Source organism: Cupriavidus nantongensis, from assembly GCF_001598055.1.
Classification (GTDB): domain Bacteria; phylum Pseudomonadota; class Gammaproteobacteria; order Burkholderiales; family Burkholderiaceae; genus Cupriavidus; species Cupriavidus nantongensis.
Genome location: NZ_CP014844.1, coordinates 4,466,351 through 4,485,898 on the forward strand (window position 1 = coordinate 4,466,351; position 19,548 = coordinate 4,485,898).

Sequence of the window (19,548 nt, forward strand, 5' to 3'; positions counted from 1 at the left end):
TCGCCATGAGCAAACCCGCCCTGACCCTGAAGTTCAAGTGCAAGAAGTGCACCAAACCCGTCACGCTGTACCTGCAGAAGACGTCGGCGTGCTCGCACATCACCCCGTACCAGGGTTTCTGCAAGTGCGGCGAAATGATGCGCCATGCCACCGGCGACAAGGACGCGGTCGAGTCCTTCGTCAATTCGCTGGACAACAGCTGGATGCACCACCATCACCACCACCACTGAGCCGGCCACCGTGGTGAATGAGACCTGGCGTCCCGCCGGCAAGGATCCGATGCGTTTCCTGGGCGGTTATCCGCCCGGCGTGCTGGAGCAGGTGCGCGAACTGGTCGCCGCCGGCCGGCTCGGCGATCATCTGGCCCGCCGCTACCCGGGGCGCCACACCGTACAGACCGACCGCGCGCTGTACGAATACACCACCGACATCAAGCAGGAATACCTGCGCAGCGCGCCGCCGCTGCACAAGGTGGGATTCGATGCGCGGCTGGATTCCGCCCAGCGCGCGCTCGGCCTGCATACCGCGATCTCGCGCGTGCAGGGCGGCAAGCTCAAGGCCAAGAAAGAGATCCGCGTCGCCTCGCTGTTCAAGGAGGCGCCGCCGGAGTTCCTGCGCATGATCGTCGTGCACGAGCTTGCGCACCTGAAGGAAAGCGAGCACGACAAGGCCTTCTACCGCCTCTGCGAATACATGGAGCCGCGCTACCACCAGCTCGAGTTCGATACGCGGCTCTACCTGGCCTGGCGGGAGCTGGAACGCGCCGCCCCCGCCGCCGGCATCGAGCCGCGCACTCAGGCGTCGCAGGCGTAGCGGAACGACCCGTTCAGCGTCCTGGGCAGCACCAGCGTGCGCAGGTTGGCCGCCTGGGCCTTGGCGCACAACCCGGCGCGCGTGGCGGCGTCCCGGTACTTGGTGGCGTATTCGATCTGGAATACCGGCTTGCCCTGTCCCGTGAACGCGGTATAGGCACCGCACTCGCGGTACTGGAAGCACTGTTCGTTGATGGCGAAGTCAAAGCTCGCGGCCAGCTCGGCCACCTGGCCCACGTCGTTCTTCAAGCCCACCGCCAGCCCGCGCGCATGCGCCTCAGCCGCCAGGAAGCGGTTGTAGTCGAGCTGGGTCTCGGCCGTCAACGGCAGGCCGGGGCTGTTGGTATAGCCATCGACATTGTCGGGATCGACCGCATCGCAGCCCTTGCTGACCGCCAGGTCCCTGCGCGCCTGCATGATGCGACGCACGTTGGCCGAGCGCGTATCCAGCCAGCGCTCGCCGGCCCAGCCCGACAGCGGGGCGCCCTGGTCCGCCTCGGTGAACTGGTTGAAGTCGGGGCGCCAGTCCTCGGAACTGCCAGCCGAGAAGTAGCAGATCACGCGCCGGCCCTGCGCCTTGAGCGCATCGATGGTGGCCTGGGGCGTATCGAACAAGTCGAAGTCATAGGCGGTCACCGCATAGCTGGTATTGAGCCTGCCGGTCAGCTGGATCTGCCAGGTGTCGGTAAGCGCCGGGGCCCAGCGCGTGGTGGCGCTGGTCGTCGTGTCGTTGATGTGCCGCGTCGTGGCCGCGGCGGTCGGCGACACCATCTCGGTCTGTCCGCCGTCGCCACCGCAGCCGCCCAGTGCCAGGCTCAGCGCAACCGACAGCAGCGCCGCTGCCTTCTTCGCATCGTTGCCATGCATAGGTTCTTTCCCCCTTCCCTGTGATAAACCCCGTTCGAAGCGATCGGCCCTGTTGTCGATATGCCGTGGCGGCCGGGCCTGCCGCTGCGGTCCCCGCAATGTAGCGGATTCGCGGCCCGGTCCGGAATGCAGGCCGGCCCCACTGTTCGTGCGGCGCAACACATGATGCGCTTGACCCATGCCGAGGCGCTATGTATAAAGAGCGCGTGGGTAGAAGCGGTCGATTGGACAGCAGCGGTGCAATGCCGCGACGTTCAACTGGAGATTGCTCACTGACGGAGTGTTTCGTCGGTGGCGCAATGGTCCAACGCTCCCCTGACAAAGACTCCCGATCGCAGCATGCAAGGCCGGCCCCGCGGCGTTGTTCGCGCGCGCCCGCCGCATGCGTGTCCAACCCTGGTGTCCTGTTCCGCAAATACCTTGCCATGAAATCGCCCAGTTGCCCGCCATGCGTCGTTGCTCGTCGTTGCCATAGCTACGGCTATGGCGCCTCCTCGCGCCTAGCCTGACGAGCAACTGGACGATTTCATTTTGGCAAGTTACTTGCGTAACAGGACACTAGTCATTGTTAGGGGATCTCCCATGATCATCGACACCAGCTGTTATCCGACCAACCTGGTGGACCTGGCCTGGCGCCACGACGGCGACCCGTTCACCGGCGAGCGCCTGATCCAGATGATGGACGGCCCATTCACCATCAACGGCAAGCCGCGCCGCATCGACAAGGCCTTTATCCAGCCGCCGCAGGGCAACACCATCTACACCTACACCGACGGCGTGAAGTCAGGCAGCGAATCGATCGACGCGTACATGGCGTACACGGTCGAGATGGTGCGGAAGTACCCGGACCGCTTTATCGGCTGCTTCGTCTACAACCCGCGCTGCGGCGTGCAGAACGGCGTCAACGCCATCGAGCACTACGTGAAGAAGCTGGGCTTCAAGATGGTCCAGTTCCAGGCCAACATGCACGCCTACCGCCCCGACCGCGCGCTCGACTGGCTGCGTCCGGCGCTGCAGAAATGCGCCGAGCTGGGCGTGCTGGTCAAGCTGCATACCGGCGACGGTCCCTACAGCATCCCGACCGAATGGGTGCCGATGATGAAGGAGTTCCCAACGGTGAACTTCATCATGGCCCACTTCGGCGTTCAGACCGGCGGCGTGTACTGCTTCGAGCCGTTCCAGATGGCGATGGACATGCCCAACGTGTACTGCGAATCGGGCTGGTGCCTGCAGTCGCGCATCGTCGAGTTCGCCAAGGTGCTGCCCAAGCACAAGATCCTGTTCGGTTCCGACACCCCGCCCAATGAGCCCGGCATGTGGCTGCGCCTGCTGGAAGTGCTGTGCTTCGAGCCGCCCCAGGGGCTGAACCTGGACGAGGACACGCTCGAGGACTACCTCGGCAACAACGTCGCCCGGATGATCGGCCTCGAGCCGACGCCGGTGCCGCGCACGCTGGAAGAGGCGAAAGCGCGCCTGGCCGCATAAGGTCCGCACCCGCACCCGCGCCAACGACAACGGACTCCGGAGCACCTGAACATGATTATCGACACCCACCTGCACCCGACCAACCTGGTCGACGAAGCCTGGCGCCACACCGGCGAGCCCTTCAACGGCGAGCGCATGCTCAAGATGATGGACGGCCCCTACATGATCAACGGCAAGCCGCGCCGCATCGACATGGGCTTTATCCAGCCGCCGCCGGGCAACACCGGCTACCGCGACGGCAACCGCCGCGGCCGCGAAGGCATCCGCGACTACATGGCGTATATCGCCGAGCTGTGCCAGAAGTACCCCGACCGCTTTATCGGCAACTTCACCTTCAACCCGCGCTGGGGCCCGGAAGAAGGCGCGCTGGAGCTCGAATTCCACGTCAAGGAGTACGGCTTCAAGATGCTGAAGCTGCATGCCAACATGCACGGCTACCGGCCCGACCGCGCGCTCGACTGGCTGCGCCCGGCGATGAAGGTCTGCGCCAAGTACAACGTGGTGGTGCTGATCCATACCGGCGACGGGCCGTACACGATTCCGACCATGTTCTACCCGATCATCCGCGAATTCCCGATGGTCAATTTCATCATCGGGCATTTCGGCATCCAGACCGGCGGCAACTATTCGTTCGAGGCGTTCTGGATGGCGATGGACACGCCCAACGTGTACTGCGAATCGGGCTGGTGCTTCCAGTCGCGCATCGTCGAGTTCGCGCGCCAGCTGCCGCGCGACAAGATCGTGTTCGGCACCGACACGCCGCCCAACGAGCCCGGCATGTGGCTGCGCGAGCTGGAAATGCTGTGCGGCCCCGCGCCGCAGGGTATGGACCTGGACGAGGACGGGCTCGAGGACTACATGGGCAACAACATCGCCCGGCTGGTCGGCATCGAGACCACCGCGCCGCCCAGGACGCAGGAAGAGGCCCTGGCGCGGCTGAAGGATACCTACGCCAGCACCCGGTAGTCACCAGCTGTCCGGCAGGCACGGCACGGCGGCCGGGAATGTTCCCGGCCGCCGGGGCAGCCTTCGCCCTGGCCCACCCTGACCACAGGAGCCGATCCATGAACTCACCCGCAGCGCGCTTCGTTCCCGCGACCCCGGCGACGCCGGCGCGCCAGTCTTTCCACGACACCTCGCAGGACTTCCACCAGTTCCTGGCCGCCTACCGCGAGGCCTTTCCCGAAGACGTGCTGCATATCCGCGAGCCGGTCGGCGCCGACCAGGACCCGACCGCGCTGGTGTGGGCGCTGGCCGCGCAAGGGCGCCATCCGGCCTTGCTGTTCGACCATGTCGAGGGACTGGGCACATCGCTCGCCACCAACCTGTTCGCCTCGCGCGAGCGCGTCGGGCGCATGCTGGGCGGCGTGCCGCCCGCTGGCATCCATGCCGAGTACCAGGCCCGCAGCCGCCGCATGGTGGCGCCGCGCGTGCTCGACAGCGGCGCCGTCACCGGCCATGTCGAGACGCAGCACATCGACCTGCGCACGATCCCGGCGATCCGGCACTTCGCCACCGACCGCGGCCCCTACATCACCAACGCGATCCTGATCGCGGAAGACCCCGACAGCGGCATCGGCAACGCCAGCTACCACCGCTCGATGCTGCATTCGCCGAGCGAGATCGCCACCAGCCTCCATTCGCGCGGCCACCTGTGGCGCATGCAGCAGCGCGCCGCCGAACTGGGCCGGCCGCTGCCGGTGGCGATGGTGATCGGCGCGCATCCGCTGTTCATGCTGGCCGGCGCCGCGCGGCTGCCGTTCGGCGTGGACGAGCGCCATGTCGCCGGCGGCCTGTTCGGCGCGCCGCTGGAAGTGGTACGCACGCCGCGCCACGGCATCCTGGTGCCGGCGCATGCCGAGATCGTGCTCGAAGGCGTGATCGATCCCGAGGCCCGCGTCGACGAAGGCCCGTTCGGCGAGTTCACCGGCTACTCGTCGGACCGCTCGACCAACAACCTGCTGCGCGTGCAGAGCGTGATGCGGCGCACGGACGCGTGGCTGGTCGACGTGGTCGGCGGCAACTCGGCCGAGCACCTGAACCTGGGCCGGATCCCGCGCGAGTCCGAGATGGTGGAGAAGCTGCGCGAGCGCTTCCCCGGCGTCACCGCGGTGCACTACCCAAGCTCCGGCACGCATTTCCATGCCTACGTGGCGCTGCGCCAGAGCCGCCCGGGCGAGGCCCGCCAGGTGATGCTGGGCCTGCTCGGCTGGGACCCGTACCTGAAGACCGTGGTCGCGGTGGACGAGGACGTCGATATCACCCGCGACGAGGAAGTGCTGTGGGCCATGGCCACGCACCTGCAGCCGCACCTGGACGTGGTGGTGGTGGACGGGCTGCCGGGCAGTGCGCTGGATCCGTCGGCATCCGGTGTCGGCACCACGTCACGCATGGGGCTGGATGCGACGCGCGGGCCCAATTTCGACGGCATCCGCGCGCGCATCGACCCTGCCGCGATGACACGCGCGGCCGCGCTGCTGGCGCGGCTGGAGCGTGCGGCATCGCACGTGCCGTGAGGCGCGGCTCAGGGATAACCCGCTGAAAACGGTCGATTCATCGTTTCACCCGATCGATAAATCCACCGCGAACGTTGTACCTTCCCTGCGCCGCTGTCATGCTGGACTGACAAGACAGGACAGGCGCGGGCTTCGCACGAGAGGATGGCAGGACCATCCCGCAAGAGGAAGCGCCGGCACCTTGGCGACACGTTAGCGCAATGCGCAACCGGCGTGATACCGACCAAAGGAGACAGCATGAACCCCACCCTGCCTACGCAAGGGAATGCCGCCGTGCATCCCGTCGACGAGGTCCTGCCCCCACCGCGCCTGCTGGCCCTGGGCCTGCAGCATGTGCTGGTGATGTATGCCGGCGCCATTGCCGTGCCGATGATCATCGGCGGCGCGCTCAAGCTGCCCAAAGACCAGGTCGCCTTCCTGATTGCCGCCGACCTGTTCTGCTGCGGCCTGGTGACGATGATCCAGAGCATCGGCATCTGGAAGGTCGGCATCCGCCTGCCGGTGATGATGGGCGTCACCTTCACCGCGATCGCGCCGATCATCGCCACCGGCTCCAATCCGTCGCTGGGGCTGCCGGCGGTGTTCGGCGCGGTGATGGTGGCGGGCGTCTTCACCTACTTTGCCGCGCCCTATGTCGGCAAGATGGTGCGCTGGTTCCCGCCGGTGGTGACCGGCACCGTGGTGCTGGTGATCGGGGTCTCGCTGATGCGGGTCGGGATCAACTGGGCCGCGGGCGGCAATCCCACCATCAATACCGCGAGCGGTCCGGTGCCCAATCCCAACTTCGGCCTGCCGGTGAACATCGCCATCGCTACCGCGGTGCTGTGCACGGTGCTGGCGCTGGTGGCGTTCGCGCGCGGCTTCCTGTGCAACGTGGCGGTGCTGATCGGCATTGCGGTGGGCTTCGTGATTGCGCTGGCGCTGGGCAAGGTCAGCTTCGACGGCCTGCACAACGCCCACTGGGTCGAGTTCATCACGCCCTTCCACTTCGGCTGGCCCACCTTCGACGCGATGACCTCGGTCACGCTATGCGTGGTGATGATCGTGATCATGATCGAAGGCGTGGGGCAGTTCCTGGCGCTGGGCGAGATCGTCGGCCGGCCGGTCGACTCCGAAGACCTGGCGCGCGGCCTGCGCGCGGACGGCATCGGCGCGCTGGTGGGGGCGGTGTTCAACACCTTCACCTACACCTCGTACGCACAGAACGTGGGGCTGGTGCAGGTGACCGGCGTGCGCAGCCGCTGGGTCTGCGCCACCGCCGGCGGCATCCTGATCGTGCTGGGCTGCCTGCCCAAGCTGGCCTTCTTCGCGGCATCGATCCCGCAGTACGTGCTGGGCGGCGCGGCGCTGGTGATGTTCGGCATGGTGGCGGCCACCGGCGTGCGCATCCTCGGCCATGTGGACTTTGTCGACAACAAGAAGAACGCCTACATCGTCGCCGTCAGCGTGGCGCTGGGTATGATCCCGCTGGTATCGGACAAGTTCTTCGCGCAGATGCCGGAGCTGCTGGCCAAGTTCTGCCAGAACGGCATCCTGCTCGGCACGCTGTCCGCGGTGCTGCTGAACCTGCTGTTCAACGCCCGTTCGCCGGCCCCCCAGCCCCACGGGCTGGCCAAGGAACCGGCATGAGGTAGTGGCCGCAGTCAGGCGCCGTCAGCTGGCTTCTGCCAGCCTGGCCCGGTAGCGCATCAGCAGGTCGCGGAAGGCCTGCGCCGGCGGCGACAGCGACCGGTCCGCGTGCACCAGCAGCGAGATCTCGCGGTGGATCACCGGATCGGTCGGCATCACCGTGGCCAGCCCCAGCGCGCCGGTCAGCCGCGTCACCGCCGCGCTCATCACCGCGATGCCGAGCCCGGCGTCGACCATGCCGACCATGGTCAGCGGCAGGAACACCTCGTGCACCCGCTGCAGCGTAATGCCGCGCGCGGCCAGCGCCGTGTCCAGGCAATCGCGGATCGGGTTGCCCTTGTGCGGCCCGATCACCGGCAGCCCGGCCACGTCCTCCCAGCGCAGCGTCTTGCGCCGGCGCAGCGGATGGTGCGCGGGCATCACGATCACGAAGGCATCGTCCAGCAGCCGGTGCGCGCTCAGGTCGGGCTGGCCCTCTGGGATGGTGCCGATGCCGAAGTCGACCTCGCCCGAGCTGACCATCTTGGTCACTTCGTGCTCGGACACATCGTGCAGCTCCACCTTCACGCCCGGATGGCTGACGCAGAACTCGCGGATCACGCGCGGCAGCATCAGCGCCGCCTGGATCGACGATGCCGCGATCGACACGCGCCCGCGTCCCAGCGTGCGCAACTCGCTGGAGTTCTCGATCACGCTGTCGATATCGGCCACCGCCTTCTTCACCAGCGGCAGCAGTTCCGCACCGGCCTGCGTGATGTGCAGCTGGCGCGTGTGGCGGTCGAACAGCTTCAGGCCGAGGTTGGCTTCCAGCTCGTGGATCAGCGCGCTGACCGACGACTGCGACAGGTCCAGCCTTTCGGCGGCGCGGGTGAAGTGGCGCTCCTGCGCCACGGCGATAAACGCGCGCAGCTGGCGCAGCGACACGTTCATGTTGCTGAGGTGGGGCACGTTGTCTACCTCCGGGATCTCGGGGTGCGCGCTCTGCGGCGAAAGCCGGGGCTTTCGCGGCGCGTCTGATTCAGAGGGTAACACGATCAATTAATCCGATACCGGGCCTTTACCGATGAAGACCTGCCGCCCATGATGGATTCAACGGCGCGCGCCCCGCACGACCCCGGCAAGACCGGCAGCCGCCGATGGCACAGACCAGGAGGAGCAATGAGAGCGTTTGAGTATTTCGAACCGGCGACGCTGGCCGAAGCCTCGGCCATGCTGCACCGGTGCGGTGGCAAGGCCAGCGTGCTGGCCGGCGGCACCGATCTGCTGGTGCAGATCAAGGAGTCCGTGCGCAAGCCCGAGCAGGTCATCAACATCAAGAAGATCCCGGGCATGGACGTGCTGACCTTCGATCCGGTCAACGGCCTGCGCATCGGCGCGCTGGTAACCACGCGCGCGGTGGAAACCTCGGGCTTCGTGCAGCGCCACTATGCCGGCCTGGCGAAGGCGGTGACCGACTTCGCGTCGATCCAGGTGCGGCATCGCGCCACCGTGGTCGGCAATGTCTGCCGCGCGTCGCCATCGGCGGATTCGATCGCGCCACTGGTCGCCGATGGCGCCTCGGTGCACCTGTACGGCATGTCGGGCTCGCGCGAACTGCGCGTCGAGGACTTTGTCACCGGCGTCGGCAAGACCGCCATCGCGCCGGACGAGATCGTCACCCGCATCACCGTGCCGGCCCCTCGGCCCGGCACCGGCAAGGTCTATCTGAAGCATGGCCGCCGCGTGCAGATGGAACTGGCCACCGTGGGCGTGGCGGTAACGCTGACGGTGGAGCACGGCCACTGCGTCGACGCCGGCATCGTGCTGGCGGCGGTCGGCCCCACCCCCGTGCGCGCGGCGCGCGCCGAGCAGCTGCTGCGCGGCCAGCGCGTGACCGACGCCCTGGTCCTGCAAGCCGCGCACGCCGCCATGGACGAGGCCCGTCCGATCAGCGACGTGCGCGCCAGCGCAGCCTACCGGCGGCAGATGGTCAGCGTGCTGACCCGCCGCGCCCTCGAACAAGCCCTGGAGGCCGCCCTGCGCGGAGCATCATGCGAAAAATGATCGAACTCGTCATCAACGGCGAGCCGCGCGAACTGGCGGTGGAACCCCACAGCACGCTGCTCGACGCGCTGCGTCACGACGCCGGCCTGACCGGCACCAAGAAGGGGTGCGACGTCGGCGAATGCGGCTCGTGCACCGTCATCATCGACGGCAGGCCGATGAACAGCTGCCTGGTGCTGGCGCCGGAAGCAAACGGCTGCCACATCACCACCATCGAAGGCGTGCAGCCCGCGCCCGACACCGTGCATCCGCTGCAGGAGCAGTTCATGCGCTGCGGCGCCGCGCAGTGCGGCTTCTGCACGCCGGGCTTCGTGGTGATGGCCAAGGCGCTGCTCGACGAGAACCCTCATCCCACGCGCGACGAGATCCGCTTTGCCATTGCCGGCAATATCTGCCGCTGCACCGGCTACACCAAGATCATCGAGGCCATCGAGCAGACCGCCGCGGCCATGGACGCGGCCGGGTGCGAGCACCGTACCCGCGCCAGCGAGGAGGCATGATGACCCACGCCGTGATCGGACACAGCGTCAAGCGCACCGACCTGCTCGACAAGGTCACTGGCAACGCAAAATACGTTGCCGACATGCCCTTCCCCGACCTGCTATACGGCAAGATCAAGCGCAGCAACGTCGCCCACGCCCGCATCCGCCGCATCGACGCGTCGCGCGCGCTGGCGTTGCCCGGGGTCAAGGCCGTGCTGACGCACGAGAACGTGCCGCGCGTGCTGCATGCCGGCTCGCCGCACCCGCGCTCGGCGTCGGTGACCTGCGACCAGTACATCCTGGACGACAAAGTGCGCTACTGGGGCGAGGGCGTGGCCGCGGTCGCGGCGGTCAGCGAAGAGATCGCCGAGCGCGCGCTCGAACTGATCGAGGTCGAGTACGACACGCTGCCCGCGGTCTTCACCACCGAAGACGCCGAACGCTCCGACGCCCCGCGCATTCACGACCGCGAGCCTGGCGGCAACCTGGTGCTGCCGCCGGTGATCGTCAGCCGCGGCGATGTCGAAGCCGGCTTTGCCGAGGCCGACTTCATCCTCGAAGGCATCTACGAGGGCGGCCGCCCCACGCCGGCCTACATGGAGCCCAACGTGCTCACCTGCAGCTGGGACGGCAACGGCAACCTGACGGTGTGGATCTCGACCCAGACCGCCTTCATGGTGCGCGGCATCATGGCCGAGGTGCTGGGGCTGCCGCTGCACAAGGTGCGCGTGCTGGTCGACCACATGGGCGGCGGCTTCGGCGCCAAGCAGGACCTGTTCCAGCATGAGTTCCTGTGCGCGCTGCTGGCGCGCGAGACGCGCCGGCCGGTGCGGATGGAATACACCCGCGAGGAAACCTTCCTCGGCGGCCGCACGCGCCATCCGGCAAAAATCTGGCTGAAGCAGGGCTTCCGCAACGACGGCACCATCACCGCGCGCCAGGCCAGGGTGGTGTTCAATTCCGGCGCCTACGGCTCGCACGGCCCCGGCGTGACCAATGTCGGCACCGCCGCGCTGGTATCGCTGTACCGCTGCGACAACGTGCTGCTCGAAGGGCGCTGTGTCTACACCAACAGCCCCATTGCCGGCGCGTTCCGCGGCTACGGCGTGGTGCAGACCTACTACGCGCTCGACGTGCAGATGGACGAGGCCGCCGCGCACCTGGGCATCGATCCCGCCGAACTCAAGCTCAAAAACGCCGTGCGCGAAGGCGATATCGCGCCGTCGAACCATCCGCTGATCGGTCACGGCCTGGAGGCCTGCATCGAGCACGGCATGGCACTGCTCGACTGGCCCGCGCTGCGCCGCCGTCCGCGCGACACCAGCGGCCCCGTCCGCACCGGCTGGGGCCTGGGCTGCGAGATGCACGGCAGCAGCGCCTATCCCGGCATCAAGGAACAGGGCAACGCCATCATCAAGATGAACGAGGACGGCACCGTGGTGCTGCTGACCGGCGCGGCGGGACTGGGTACCGGCGCGCACACCGCCCTCGCACAAATCGTGGCGGAAGAACTGACGTTGCCGTTCGAGGCGGTATCGGTGGTGCATGGCGACACCGACGTGGTCCCCTGGGACATCGGCGCCTTTGCCAGCCACACCACGTACATGGTCGGCAAGGCCGCGCAGATGGCGGCGGGCGAGATCCGGCGCCAGCTGTTCGAGCGCGCCGCGAAGCTGATGGAGTGCGAGCCCGCAGCGCTGACGCTGGCCGATGGCGTCATCGCCGTGCGCGACCGCGACGGCCCCACGCTGACGGTGCGCGAGGCGGTGATGCCGCGCAAGGGCATTCCCGCCGCGCAGCTGGTGGGCACCGCCACCTACCACCCGACCAAGTCGTATTCGTTCGCCGCGCATTTTGTCGAAGTCGCGGTCGATACCGAGACCGGCTTCATCACCGTGCGGCAGGTGGTGCCGGTGCATGACGTGGGCAAGGTGATCCATCCGGTCGCGGCCGCGGGCCAGATCGAAGGCGGCATCCAGCAGGGCATCGGCCACACGCTGTACGAGGACTACCAGATCGACATGCGCAGCGGCCGCTCGCTCAACGCCAACTTCGTCGACTACAAGATGCCGCTGGCGATGGATATGCCCGAGATCCGCACCGTGATCCTGGAAGCCGCGCCGGATCCCGGCGGCCCGTTCGGCGCCAAGGGCGTGGGCGAGGATCCGATCGTCGCGATCGGGCCGGCGATTGCCAACGCGGTGTTCGATGCCATCGGCGTGCGCTTCCGCCACTACCCGATCAAGCCCGAGCAGGTGCTGCAGGCATTGGCCGAGAAGGCGGCGCGGGAAGGCGGGCATCCATGAGCCGCAAGCAACGCCTGGTGGTCGCCATCACCGGCGCCAGCGGCGCGGTGTACGGCGTGCGCATGCTGCAGGCGCTGGCCGCGCTGGACGGCTGGGAGACCCACCTGGTGTGCTCGCCGTCCGGCCTGCTGACCGCGCACCATGAGCTGGGCCTGCAGCGCCCGCAGATCGAGGCCTTTGCAGACGTGGTGCACAACGTGCGCGATATCGGCGCCACCATCGCCAGCGGCTCGTTCCGCTGCGACGGCATGGTGGTGGCGCCCTGCTCCATGCGCACGCTGGCCGCCATCGCCACGGGCCTTGCCGACAACCTCGTCACCCGCGCCGCCGACGTCATGCTCAAGGAGCGCCGCCGGCTGGTGCTGCTGGCGCGCGAGACCCCCTTCCACCTGGTGCACCTGCGCAACATGACCACGGTGACCGAGATGGGCGCCATCGTGCTGCCGCCGGTGCCGGCCTTCTACACACATCCGCAATCGGTCGACGACATCGTCGACCACACCGTGGGGCGCGTGCTGGACCTGTTCGACGTACCGCACGACGGCCTGGTGACACGCTGGCAAGGCCTGCGCCCCAACGTCGCCACCGCATGAGAAAGCACTTTCGCCTCGCGCTAGCGGGGAACGCAGCACCCTAACAGGCCGCTGAAATACCTCCGGTGGACGTCAGCGCGACAACTGGCTGAAGCGTTGATTTGAGGAACCCATCCAACTCCACTTTCATGCGCGGCGCAGATACCTTCACGGAAAGTTTGTTCACTATGCGGAGGCTGGATGATTTCGTGCCGAAGTCCCACCCGCTGCGCTCGATCCGCGCCATGGCCAACCAGGCGCTGGTAAAGATGGACCGGTTGTTCGCACAGATGTACGAGGACGATATCAAGGGTGGCCAGCCCAGCATCGCGCCGGAGAAGTTGCTGCGGGCCATGCTGCTGCAGGTGCTCTACAGCGTTCGCTCCGAACGCCAACTCATGGAGCAGACGCAGTACAACCTGCTGTTTCGCTGGTTCATCGGGCTGTCGATGGACGACACCGTTTGGGTGCCCACGGTCTTCACCAAGAACCGCGAGCGGCTGATCAAGCATGATGCGGTGATCCAGTTTTTCAACGAGGTGCTGGCCATCGCGCAGAAGAAGAACTGGCTGTCGGGCGAGCACTTCAGCGTGGACGGCACGCTGATTCAGGCGTGGGCAGGCCACAAGAGCTTCGTGCGCAAGGACGGCGGCGACGACAAGGACGACAACGACGGCGCCAACTTCAAAGGTCGCACGCGCAGCAACGAGACGCACGAGTCCAAGACCGATCCCGATGCCAAGCTGTACCGCAAGGGCAAAACTGCGAGTGAACTTCGCTATATGGGTCATACCCTGAGCGACAACCGTCACGGCCTGGTGGTGAGCGCCATGGTGACCAATGCGGACGGACATGCTGAGCGCGAGGCCGCGAAGGTGATGCTCAACGATGCCCGACAGGTGACGGACGACCCGAACACCGAAATCACGGTGGGTGCAGACAAGGGCTACGACGCGCAAGAGTTCATTCAAGCCTGCCTGGAACTGAAGGTGACGCCCCACGTGGCACAGAACACCTCGGGGCGCCGCTCGGCCGTTCCTGATGCCATTGCTTGCAGCGCCGGGTATGCCGTTTCGCAGCAAAAGCGCAAGCTGATCGAACAAGGCTTCGGATGGGTCAAGACTGTCGGGCGCATGCGCCAGGTGATGGTGCGTGGACTGAAGCGAGTCGACCAGATGTTCGTGCTGAGCATGGCCGCCTACAACCTCGTGCGCATGCGCTCACTGGGACAAATCCGTCCGCAGTTGCAGTAATCGCGGTAATGAGGCCGGAATCGGGCGCCAAACCGCCGAAAAAATCGATGTAGGGACGTCCCGCTTCCAGATTGTGAAAAATCGCAAGCCTACTGCCTTGCAGGGGGAAGCCTCGCCTCTTGTACGGGGAGTACTTCAGCAACCTGCTAATCAGGAGACAACATGAACGCACCTGCCGTCGCACAACAGCCGCCCGTCCCGGTCACCATCCTTACCGGCTTCCTCGGCTCGGGCAAGACGACGCTGCTCAACCACATCCTGACGCAGAAGCACGGCCACCGCATCGCCGTGATCGAGAACGAGTTCGGCGAGGTCGACGTCGACTCCGACCTGGTGATGACCTCGGACGAAGAGATCTACCAGATGACCAACGGCTGCATCTGCTGCGTGGTCGACGTGCGCACGGACCTGGTGCGCATCCTGCAGAAGCTGCTGGAACGGCCCGAGCGCTTCGACCATATCCTGGTCGAGACCAGCGGCCTGGCCGACCCGACCCCGGTCGCAGCGACCTTCTTCATGGATAACGAAGTCGCCCGGCAAGTCACGCTCGACGGCATCCTGACACTGGTCGATGCGGTGCATATCGAGAGCCATCTCGACGACCCCCAACTGACCGGCTTCGACAACCAGGCGGTCGACCAGATCGTCGCCGCCGACCGCGTGATCCTGAACAAGACCGACCTGGTCGACGCCGCGCAGCTCGACCGGCTGGAAGCGCGCATCCACCGCCTGAACGAGGGCGCGCAGATCCTGCGCTCCAACTTCGCGCAGGTGGACCTCGGCAAGATCCTGGGCATCGGCGGGTTCACGCCGGGGACGATCCAGGCGCAGGATGGCCACGATGCGCACGAGCACGCCGGCCATGCGCACGATCTGCACGACGCGCATCACGACCACGTGTGCGACGAGCATTGCGACCACGCGCACGATGACGATACGCACGGACACCGCCACGATCCGTCGGTCACATCGGTCTCACTGGTGTTCGACCAGCCGTTCGACCGCCAGCGCCTCGAGCATGGCCTGAAGGCGCTGCTGGCCGCGCAGGGCGACGATGTGTTCCGCATGAAGGGCATCGTCGCGGTGGAGGGCGATGACCGCCGCTACGTGCTGCAGGCGGTGCACCGGCTGATGGACTTCCATCCCGCCGACGCCTGGGGCACGGAACCCGCGCAAAGCAAGTTCGTGTTTATCGGCCGCCATCTCGACAAGCTGCGGCTGCAGACGCTGCTGAAGGTGTGCCTGCCGGTGGCGCAGGCCGCCTGATCGCGCTGTCGGCGGCGGGACTGGCTTGCCGTCAGTCCCGCTGCAATGCTGCCGCGCGCAAGGTCTGCGACGGCAGCTCGCCGAACTCGCGCCGGTACTCGCGCGAGAACAGGCTCAAGTGGGTAAAGCCGTGCCGCAGCGCGATCGCGCCGACCATGCCCCTCTCCTGCGTCGCGCGCTGCAGGTCGGCGCGCGCGCCATGCAGGCGCAGCAGCCGCAGGTATTCCATCGGTGTGGTGTTCTTGCTCTTGCGAAAGCCCAGCTGCAGCGTGCGCGCCGACACGCCGCAATGCGCGGCGATCTGCTCCAGCGTCAGTGGCTGGTCCAGGTTGGCGCGCAGGTAGGCAATGGCGTGGCGCACATAATCCGGCAGCACCGCCTCGAAGCGGCGCGGCAGCATATTGCCGTCCGCGGCAAAGCGGTCGAGCAGCAGCGTCGACAGCACGATGCGCTCGATGCTGGCATCGACCGCCGGCACACCGCTGCCATCGCGCCGCACCCGCGTTTCCGCGCGCAGGTAGCCCACCAGCGCCTGCCAGCGCTCGGCACGGCCATCGTCAGCCACCGGCTGCATGTCGAATTCGATCGGCGCCGGCGGCTCGAAGCTGAACTGCTGGCGGAATGCCTCTTCGATCAGCTGGCGCCGGATCACCACGCTGAAGCGCTCGCAGCCCGGATCCAGCGACAGCGTGGTCGGCACGGTAGGCGAGAACACAAAGGTAGCGCCCGGTGGCATCAGCATCGCGCCCCGCGGCGTTTCCACGCGGCAGGTGCCTGCCAGCACGGTCTGGATCACGAACTCGTCCTTGTTCGGCTGCGGCTCGATCTGCACCGCCTGGTTATAGGCGATGGTCACCAGCGTGAGCCGGCCGATGGTGCTGGTATCGATGCGCGCATCGAGCGCCGCATCGTCCTCCGCCGCGCGCAGGCGCGTGGGACCGAACACGCGGCCGGACAGCGACTGGATGCGATCGAGGTCGCCGCCGCGGCCAAGGGGCGAACGGGAGGGTGCGGCAAACCATCCGACAGTGGGTGACATGGCGTTGGAAAAAAAGTGAACGGATCAACGGCTACCGCTCCATCAACATCCGACTGTTTGCTCCCCTCTCCCGCTTGCGGGAGAGGGGCGGGGGAGAGGGCAGGAGCTTGCAATTGCGATGCAGTATCAAAAGCCACCGGCGCAAGGCTCCGAGCCATACATACCACCTCGCTTTTGCACACGCTGGCCCTCTCCCCCAACCCCTCTCCCGCGCGCGGGAGAGGGGAGCAAACTAGCGCATCCATCGTATTGCCACCCCCGCCCTCACGCAACCCAAGGGAAACCCCTGATCCCCCCGGCGCGCATTTTGCAACCCCGCTTGCGGCCCCGTGCCAGGGCCTTCGCAATAACGCTATGACGGCATGCCATGCATCGCTACTGTGCAAGGCATGCGTGGGCCATGCGCCGCGCATGGCACCGTGACGGACCGAGCCCTGCAACCACAGACCGGGCCAGCCGCCGCCGGCATGGCGCACTTTCCCCCAGTACGCGGCAGGAGACCCATCATGAAACCAGCGGTTCACCCCGTCGACCAGATCCTGCCGGCACGCGCCATGGCGTCGCTCGGCTTCCAGCACATGCTGGTCAGTTACCTCGGCGCAATCGCGGTGCCGATGATCGTCGCCGGCGCGCTCAAGATGACGCCGGCGCAGACCACCATGCTGATCAGCACCGCGCTGTTCACCTCCGGCATCGCCACGCTGCTGCAGACCGTTGGCTTCTGGAAGTTCGGCGTGCGCCTGCCGCTGATGCAGGGCGTGGCGTTCAGCTCCGTGGGCCCGGTCATCGCCATCGGCACCGATCCCAAGCTGGGCTTCAACGGCGTCTGTGGCGCCATCATCGCCGCCGGCGTGATCGCGATGTTCCTGGCGCCGGTGATCGGCAAGCTCAAGCGCTTCTTCCCGCCGGTAGTGAGCGGCTGCACCATCACCGCGGTGGGCTTGTCGCTGTTCCCGGTTTCGTTTCACTGGTTTGGAGGCGGAAGGGGCGCGCCGGATTTCGGCGCGCCCATCTTTTTCCTGGTCGCCTTCGGCGTGGTGGCACTGATCCTGCTGATCAACCGGCACGGCGGCGAGCTGGTGCGCAACCTGTCGGTGGTGATCGGCCTGCTGGTTGGCGGCGCGGTGGCGTGGATGCTGGGCATGGGCAGCTTCGATGAAGTCACGCGCGCGCCGTGGTTCACCATGGTGACGCCGTTCGCGTTCGGCATGCCCACCTTCAACATCGGCGCGATCACCACCATGGTGATCGTGATGGTGGTGCAGATGGTGGAATCGATGGGGCTGTTCGTTGCCGTCGGCGACATCGTCAAGCGTCCGTTGACCGAGCGCGACGCCACCCGCGGCCTGCGCGCCAACGGCCTGGCCAGCGCCATCGGCGGCATGTTCGCGGCGTTCCCGTACATCGCCTTCATGGAGAACGTAGGGCTGGTGATCGTCACCGGCGTGCGCAGCCGCTGGGTGGTCGCCACCTGCGGCGTGATGCTGTGCGCGGTGGCGCTGGTGCCCAAGATCGGCGCGCTGTTTGCATCGATCCCCGCCGCGGCGCTGGGCGGCGCCACCATGGTGATGTTCGGCGTGGTCGTTGCCGCCGGCATCAAGACGCTGGGCGAGGTGGACTACGAGCGCAACCCCAACAACCTCTCCATCGTCTCCATCACGCTCGGCTGCGCGATGATGCCCGTGATGCTGCCCGGCATGCTGGAGAAGCTGCCCGGCTTCCTGCAGCCCTTCGTCCACAGCAGCGTGATCATCGCCTGCGTGGTTTCCGTGGTCCTCAACCTGATTCTCAACGGCCTGCCAGCGCGTGAAGCCGACGAGCTGCCCGCCAGTGCCGACAACGTCCAAGGGGTCTGACAACATGGTGCACAACACCAACGCCACCACCGCCGCCGCCAACGCACCCGCCGGCGCCGTGCTGATCCGCAACGCCGCCGCCGTGATGACCGGCCGCGCCGGCACTGCCGCGCGCGCCGGCGCCGCCGACATCCGCATCCGCGACGGCCGCATCGCCGAGATCGGCGCCCGCCTGGCCCGCCACGACGGCGAAGCCGTGCTCGACGCCAGCGGCTGCGTGGTCTATCCGGGCTGGGTCAACACCCATCACCACCTGTTCCAGAACCTGCTCAAGGCCGTGCCCGGCGGCATGAACGTCGGGCTGGAGCAATGGCTGGCGGCCGTCGCCTACCCGCGCCTGGCGCGCTTCACCCCCGAGATCTTCCGCACCGCGGTGCGGCTGGGCATGGCGGAACTGCTGCTGTCCGGCACCACCACGTGCGCCGATCACCACTACCTGTATCACCACGGCCACGGCGCGGAAACCGGCGACGTGCTGTTCGAGGTAGCCGAAGAGCTCGGCATGCGCCTGGTGCTGTGCCGCGGCGGCGCCATCCAGTCGGCCTCCGATCATCCCGGCATGCGCGCCACCGCGCTGGTGCCCGAGACGCTGGACGAAATGCTCGCCGATATCGAACGCCTGAAAGCGCGCTACCACGACGCCGCCCCCGACGGCCTGCGCCGCGTGGTGGTGGCTCCGACCACCCCCACCTTCTCGCTGCCGCCCGCCCTGCTGCGCGAACTCGCCGCCTTTGGCCGCGGCATGGACCTGCGTCTGCACTCGCACCTGTCCGAGACCGACAACTACGTCAGGTTCTGCCGCGAGAAATACCAGTGCACACCGGTCCAGTTCGTCGCAGACCACGACTGGCTGGGGCCAGACGTCTGGTTCGCGCACCTCGTCACCGTCAATCCGGAGGAAATCCGCATGCTGGCCGTGACCAACACTGGCATGGCGCATTGCCCGGTCAGCAATGCACGACTCGGCAGCGGCATCGCGCCGGTACGCGCGATGGCGGATGCCGGCGTGCCGATTTCACTCGGCGTCGATGGCGTCGCTTCCAACGAGTCGGGCAGCATGGTGCATGAGGCTAATTTTGCGTGGCTGGTGCATCGCGCCCTCGGCGGCGCCGCGCAAACGCGCGTCGAGGAAGTGATTCATTGGGGCACTGCAGGCGGTGCGCAGGTTCTGGGGCTGCCCGGTATCGGCACGCTTGCGCCGGGGCAATCGGCGGATCTGGCGATTTATGACGTCAGCGGGCTGCGGTTTCATGGGTTTCATGACATCGGTACGGCGCCGGTCGCGGCGGGGGAGCCGACGCCGGTTCGGGATGTGCTGGTGCGGGGGCGGCAGGTGGTGCGGGATGGGGTGGTGGTGGGGTTGGATTTGGAGAAGTTGCGGAGGGAGGCGCGGGAGGCGTTGGTGTCGCTGGTGGATTGAGC

Annotated in this window: 17 protein-coding genes; 14 read left to right on the plus strand and 3 right to left on the minus strand. The window is 67.0% G+C overall.

The annotated features are described in order from the left end of the window. The first annotated feature begins 5 nt into the window (after positions 1-5). Together A2G96_RS20640 and A2G96_RS20645 are read left to right on the plus strand one after the other, a co-directional pair. A complete protein-coding gene (locus A2G96_RS20640) occupies positions 6-230 on the plus strand; it encodes a hypothetical protein (protein WP_010812270.1) in 225 nt (74 codons plus the stop codon). Between the two features lie 49 nt (positions 231-279). Next, entirely contained in the window at positions 280-813 is a 534-nt protein-coding gene (locus A2G96_RS20645; protein ID WP_062801888.1) for a M48 family metallopeptidase, read from the plus strand. On the opposite strand, the gene A2G96_RS20650 is transcribed toward A2G96_RS20645, so the two are convergent. Further along, the gene (locus A2G96_RS20650; protein WP_062801889.1) at positions 795-1,679 is read right to left on the minus strand and encodes an endo alpha-1,4 polygalactosaminidase; all 885 of its coding nucleotides are present in this window, start codon (positions 1,677-1,679) and stop codon (positions 795-797) included. The two genes, A2G96_RS20645 and A2G96_RS20650, sit on opposite strands and share 19 nt — an antisense overlap. Before the next feature lie 582 nt (positions 1,680-2,261). On the opposite strand from A2G96_RS20650, the gene A2G96_RS20655 reads away from it, so the two are divergent. The 4 genes from A2G96_RS20655 (at position 2,262) to A2G96_RS20670 (ending at position 7,309) form a co-directional block, all read left to right on the plus strand. Continuing rightward, the gene (locus tag A2G96_RS20655) at positions 2,262-3,164 is read left to right on the plus strand and encodes an amidohydrolase family protein (RefSeq protein ID WP_062801890.1); all 903 of its coding nucleotides are present in this window, start codon (positions 2,262-2,264) and stop codon (positions 3,162-3,164) included. Positions 3,165-3,215: 51 nt separating this feature from the next. Next, entirely contained in the window at positions 3,216-4,130 is a 915-nt protein-coding gene (locus A2G96_RS20660) for an amidohydrolase family protein (RefSeq protein ID WP_062801891.1), read from the plus strand. A 98-nt stretch (positions 4,131-4,228) separates the two neighbouring features. Continuing rightward, positions 4,229-5,680 carry a UbiD family decarboxylase gene (locus A2G96_RS20665; protein WP_062801892.1) on the plus strand — a complete coding sequence of 484 codons (1,452 nt, stop codon included), beginning with the start codon at positions 4,229-4,231 and terminating at the stop codon, positions 5,678-5,680. A 237-nt stretch (positions 5,681-5,917) separates the two neighbouring features. Next, the gene (locus tag A2G96_RS20670) at positions 5,918-7,309 is read left to right on the plus strand and encodes a nucleobase:cation symporter-2 family protein (RefSeq protein WP_062801893.1); all 1,392 of its coding nucleotides are present in this window, start codon (positions 5,918-5,920) and stop codon (positions 7,307-7,309) included. A 24-nt stretch (positions 7,310-7,333) separates the two neighbouring features. Here the strand turns inward: A2G96_RS20670 and A2G96_RS20675 are convergent, their stop codons facing one another. Continuing rightward, complete coding sequence (locus tag A2G96_RS20675) at positions 7,334-8,257, minus strand: LysR family transcriptional regulator (protein ID WP_470290485.1); 924 nt, start codon at positions 8,255-8,257, stop codon at positions 7,334-7,336. A gap of 210 nt (positions 8,258-8,467) precedes the next feature. Here A2G96_RS20675 and A2G96_RS20680 point away from each other — a divergent pair, with 210 nt between their 5' ends. The 6 genes from A2G96_RS20680 (at position 8,468) to A2G96_RS20705 (ending at position 15,231) form a co-directional block, all read left to right on the plus strand. After that, complete coding sequence (locus A2G96_RS20680) at positions 8,468-9,352, plus strand: FAD binding domain-containing protein (protein ID WP_062801895.1); 885 nt, start codon at positions 8,468-8,470, stop codon at positions 9,350-9,352. Beyond that, positions 9,340-9,852 (plus strand): (2Fe-2S)-binding protein, encoded by a 513-nt coding sequence (locus A2G96_RS20685; RefSeq protein ID WP_062801896.1) that lies wholly within the window; start codon positions 9,340-9,342, stop codon positions 9,850-9,852. The genes A2G96_RS20680 and A2G96_RS20685 overlap by 13 nt, the downstream gene beginning before the upstream one ends. Continuing rightward, on the plus strand, positions 9,852-12,140 hold the full coding sequence (locus tag A2G96_RS20690) for a xanthine dehydrogenase family protein molybdopterin-binding subunit (protein WP_082819023.1): 2,289 nt from the start codon (positions 9,852-9,854) through the stop codon (positions 12,138-12,140). The genes A2G96_RS20685 and A2G96_RS20690 overlap by 1 nt, the downstream gene beginning before the upstream one ends. Next, positions 12,137-12,733 carry a UbiX family flavin prenyltransferase gene (locus tag A2G96_RS20695; protein WP_062801898.1) on the plus strand — a complete coding sequence of 199 codons (597 nt, stop codon included), beginning with the start codon at positions 12,137-12,139 and terminating at the stop codon, positions 12,731-12,733. The genes A2G96_RS20690 and A2G96_RS20695 overlap by 4 nt, the downstream gene beginning before the upstream one ends. Before the next feature lie 128 nt (positions 12,734-12,861). After that, positions 12,862-13,965, plus strand: a complete 1,104-nt coding sequence (locus A2G96_RS20700; RefSeq protein WP_062799342.1) for an IS5 family transposase — start codon at positions 12,862-12,864, stop codon at positions 13,963-13,965. Positions 13,966-14,127: 162 nt separating this feature from the next. Beyond that, the gene (locus A2G96_RS20705; RefSeq protein WP_062801899.1) at positions 14,128-15,231 is read left to right on the plus strand and encodes a CobW family GTP-binding protein; all 1,104 of its coding nucleotides are present in this window, start codon (positions 14,128-14,130) and stop codon (positions 15,229-15,231) included. Between the two features lie 31 nt (positions 15,232-15,262). On the opposite strand, the gene A2G96_RS20710 is transcribed toward A2G96_RS20705, so the two are convergent. Beyond that, positions 15,263-16,270 carry an AraC family transcriptional regulator gene (locus A2G96_RS20710; protein WP_062801900.1) on the minus strand — a complete coding sequence of 336 codons (1,008 nt, stop codon included), beginning with the start codon at positions 16,268-16,270 and terminating at the stop codon, positions 15,263-15,265. Positions 16,271-16,776: 506 nt separating this feature from the next. Here A2G96_RS20710 and A2G96_RS20715 point away from each other — a divergent pair. Continuing rightward, positions 16,777-18,126 (plus strand): nucleobase:cation symporter-2 family protein, encoded by a 1,350-nt coding sequence (locus A2G96_RS20715; RefSeq protein WP_062801901.1) that lies wholly within the window; start codon positions 16,777-16,779, stop codon positions 18,124-18,126. A gap of 4 nt (positions 18,127-18,130) precedes the next feature. Then, positions 18,131-19,546: an amidohydrolase family protein gene (locus tag A2G96_RS20720; protein WP_062801902.1), complete on the plus strand. Its 1,416-nt coding sequence runs from the start codon at positions 18,131-18,133 to the stop codon at positions 19,544-19,546. Positions 19,547-19,548 lie beyond the last annotated feature (2 nt).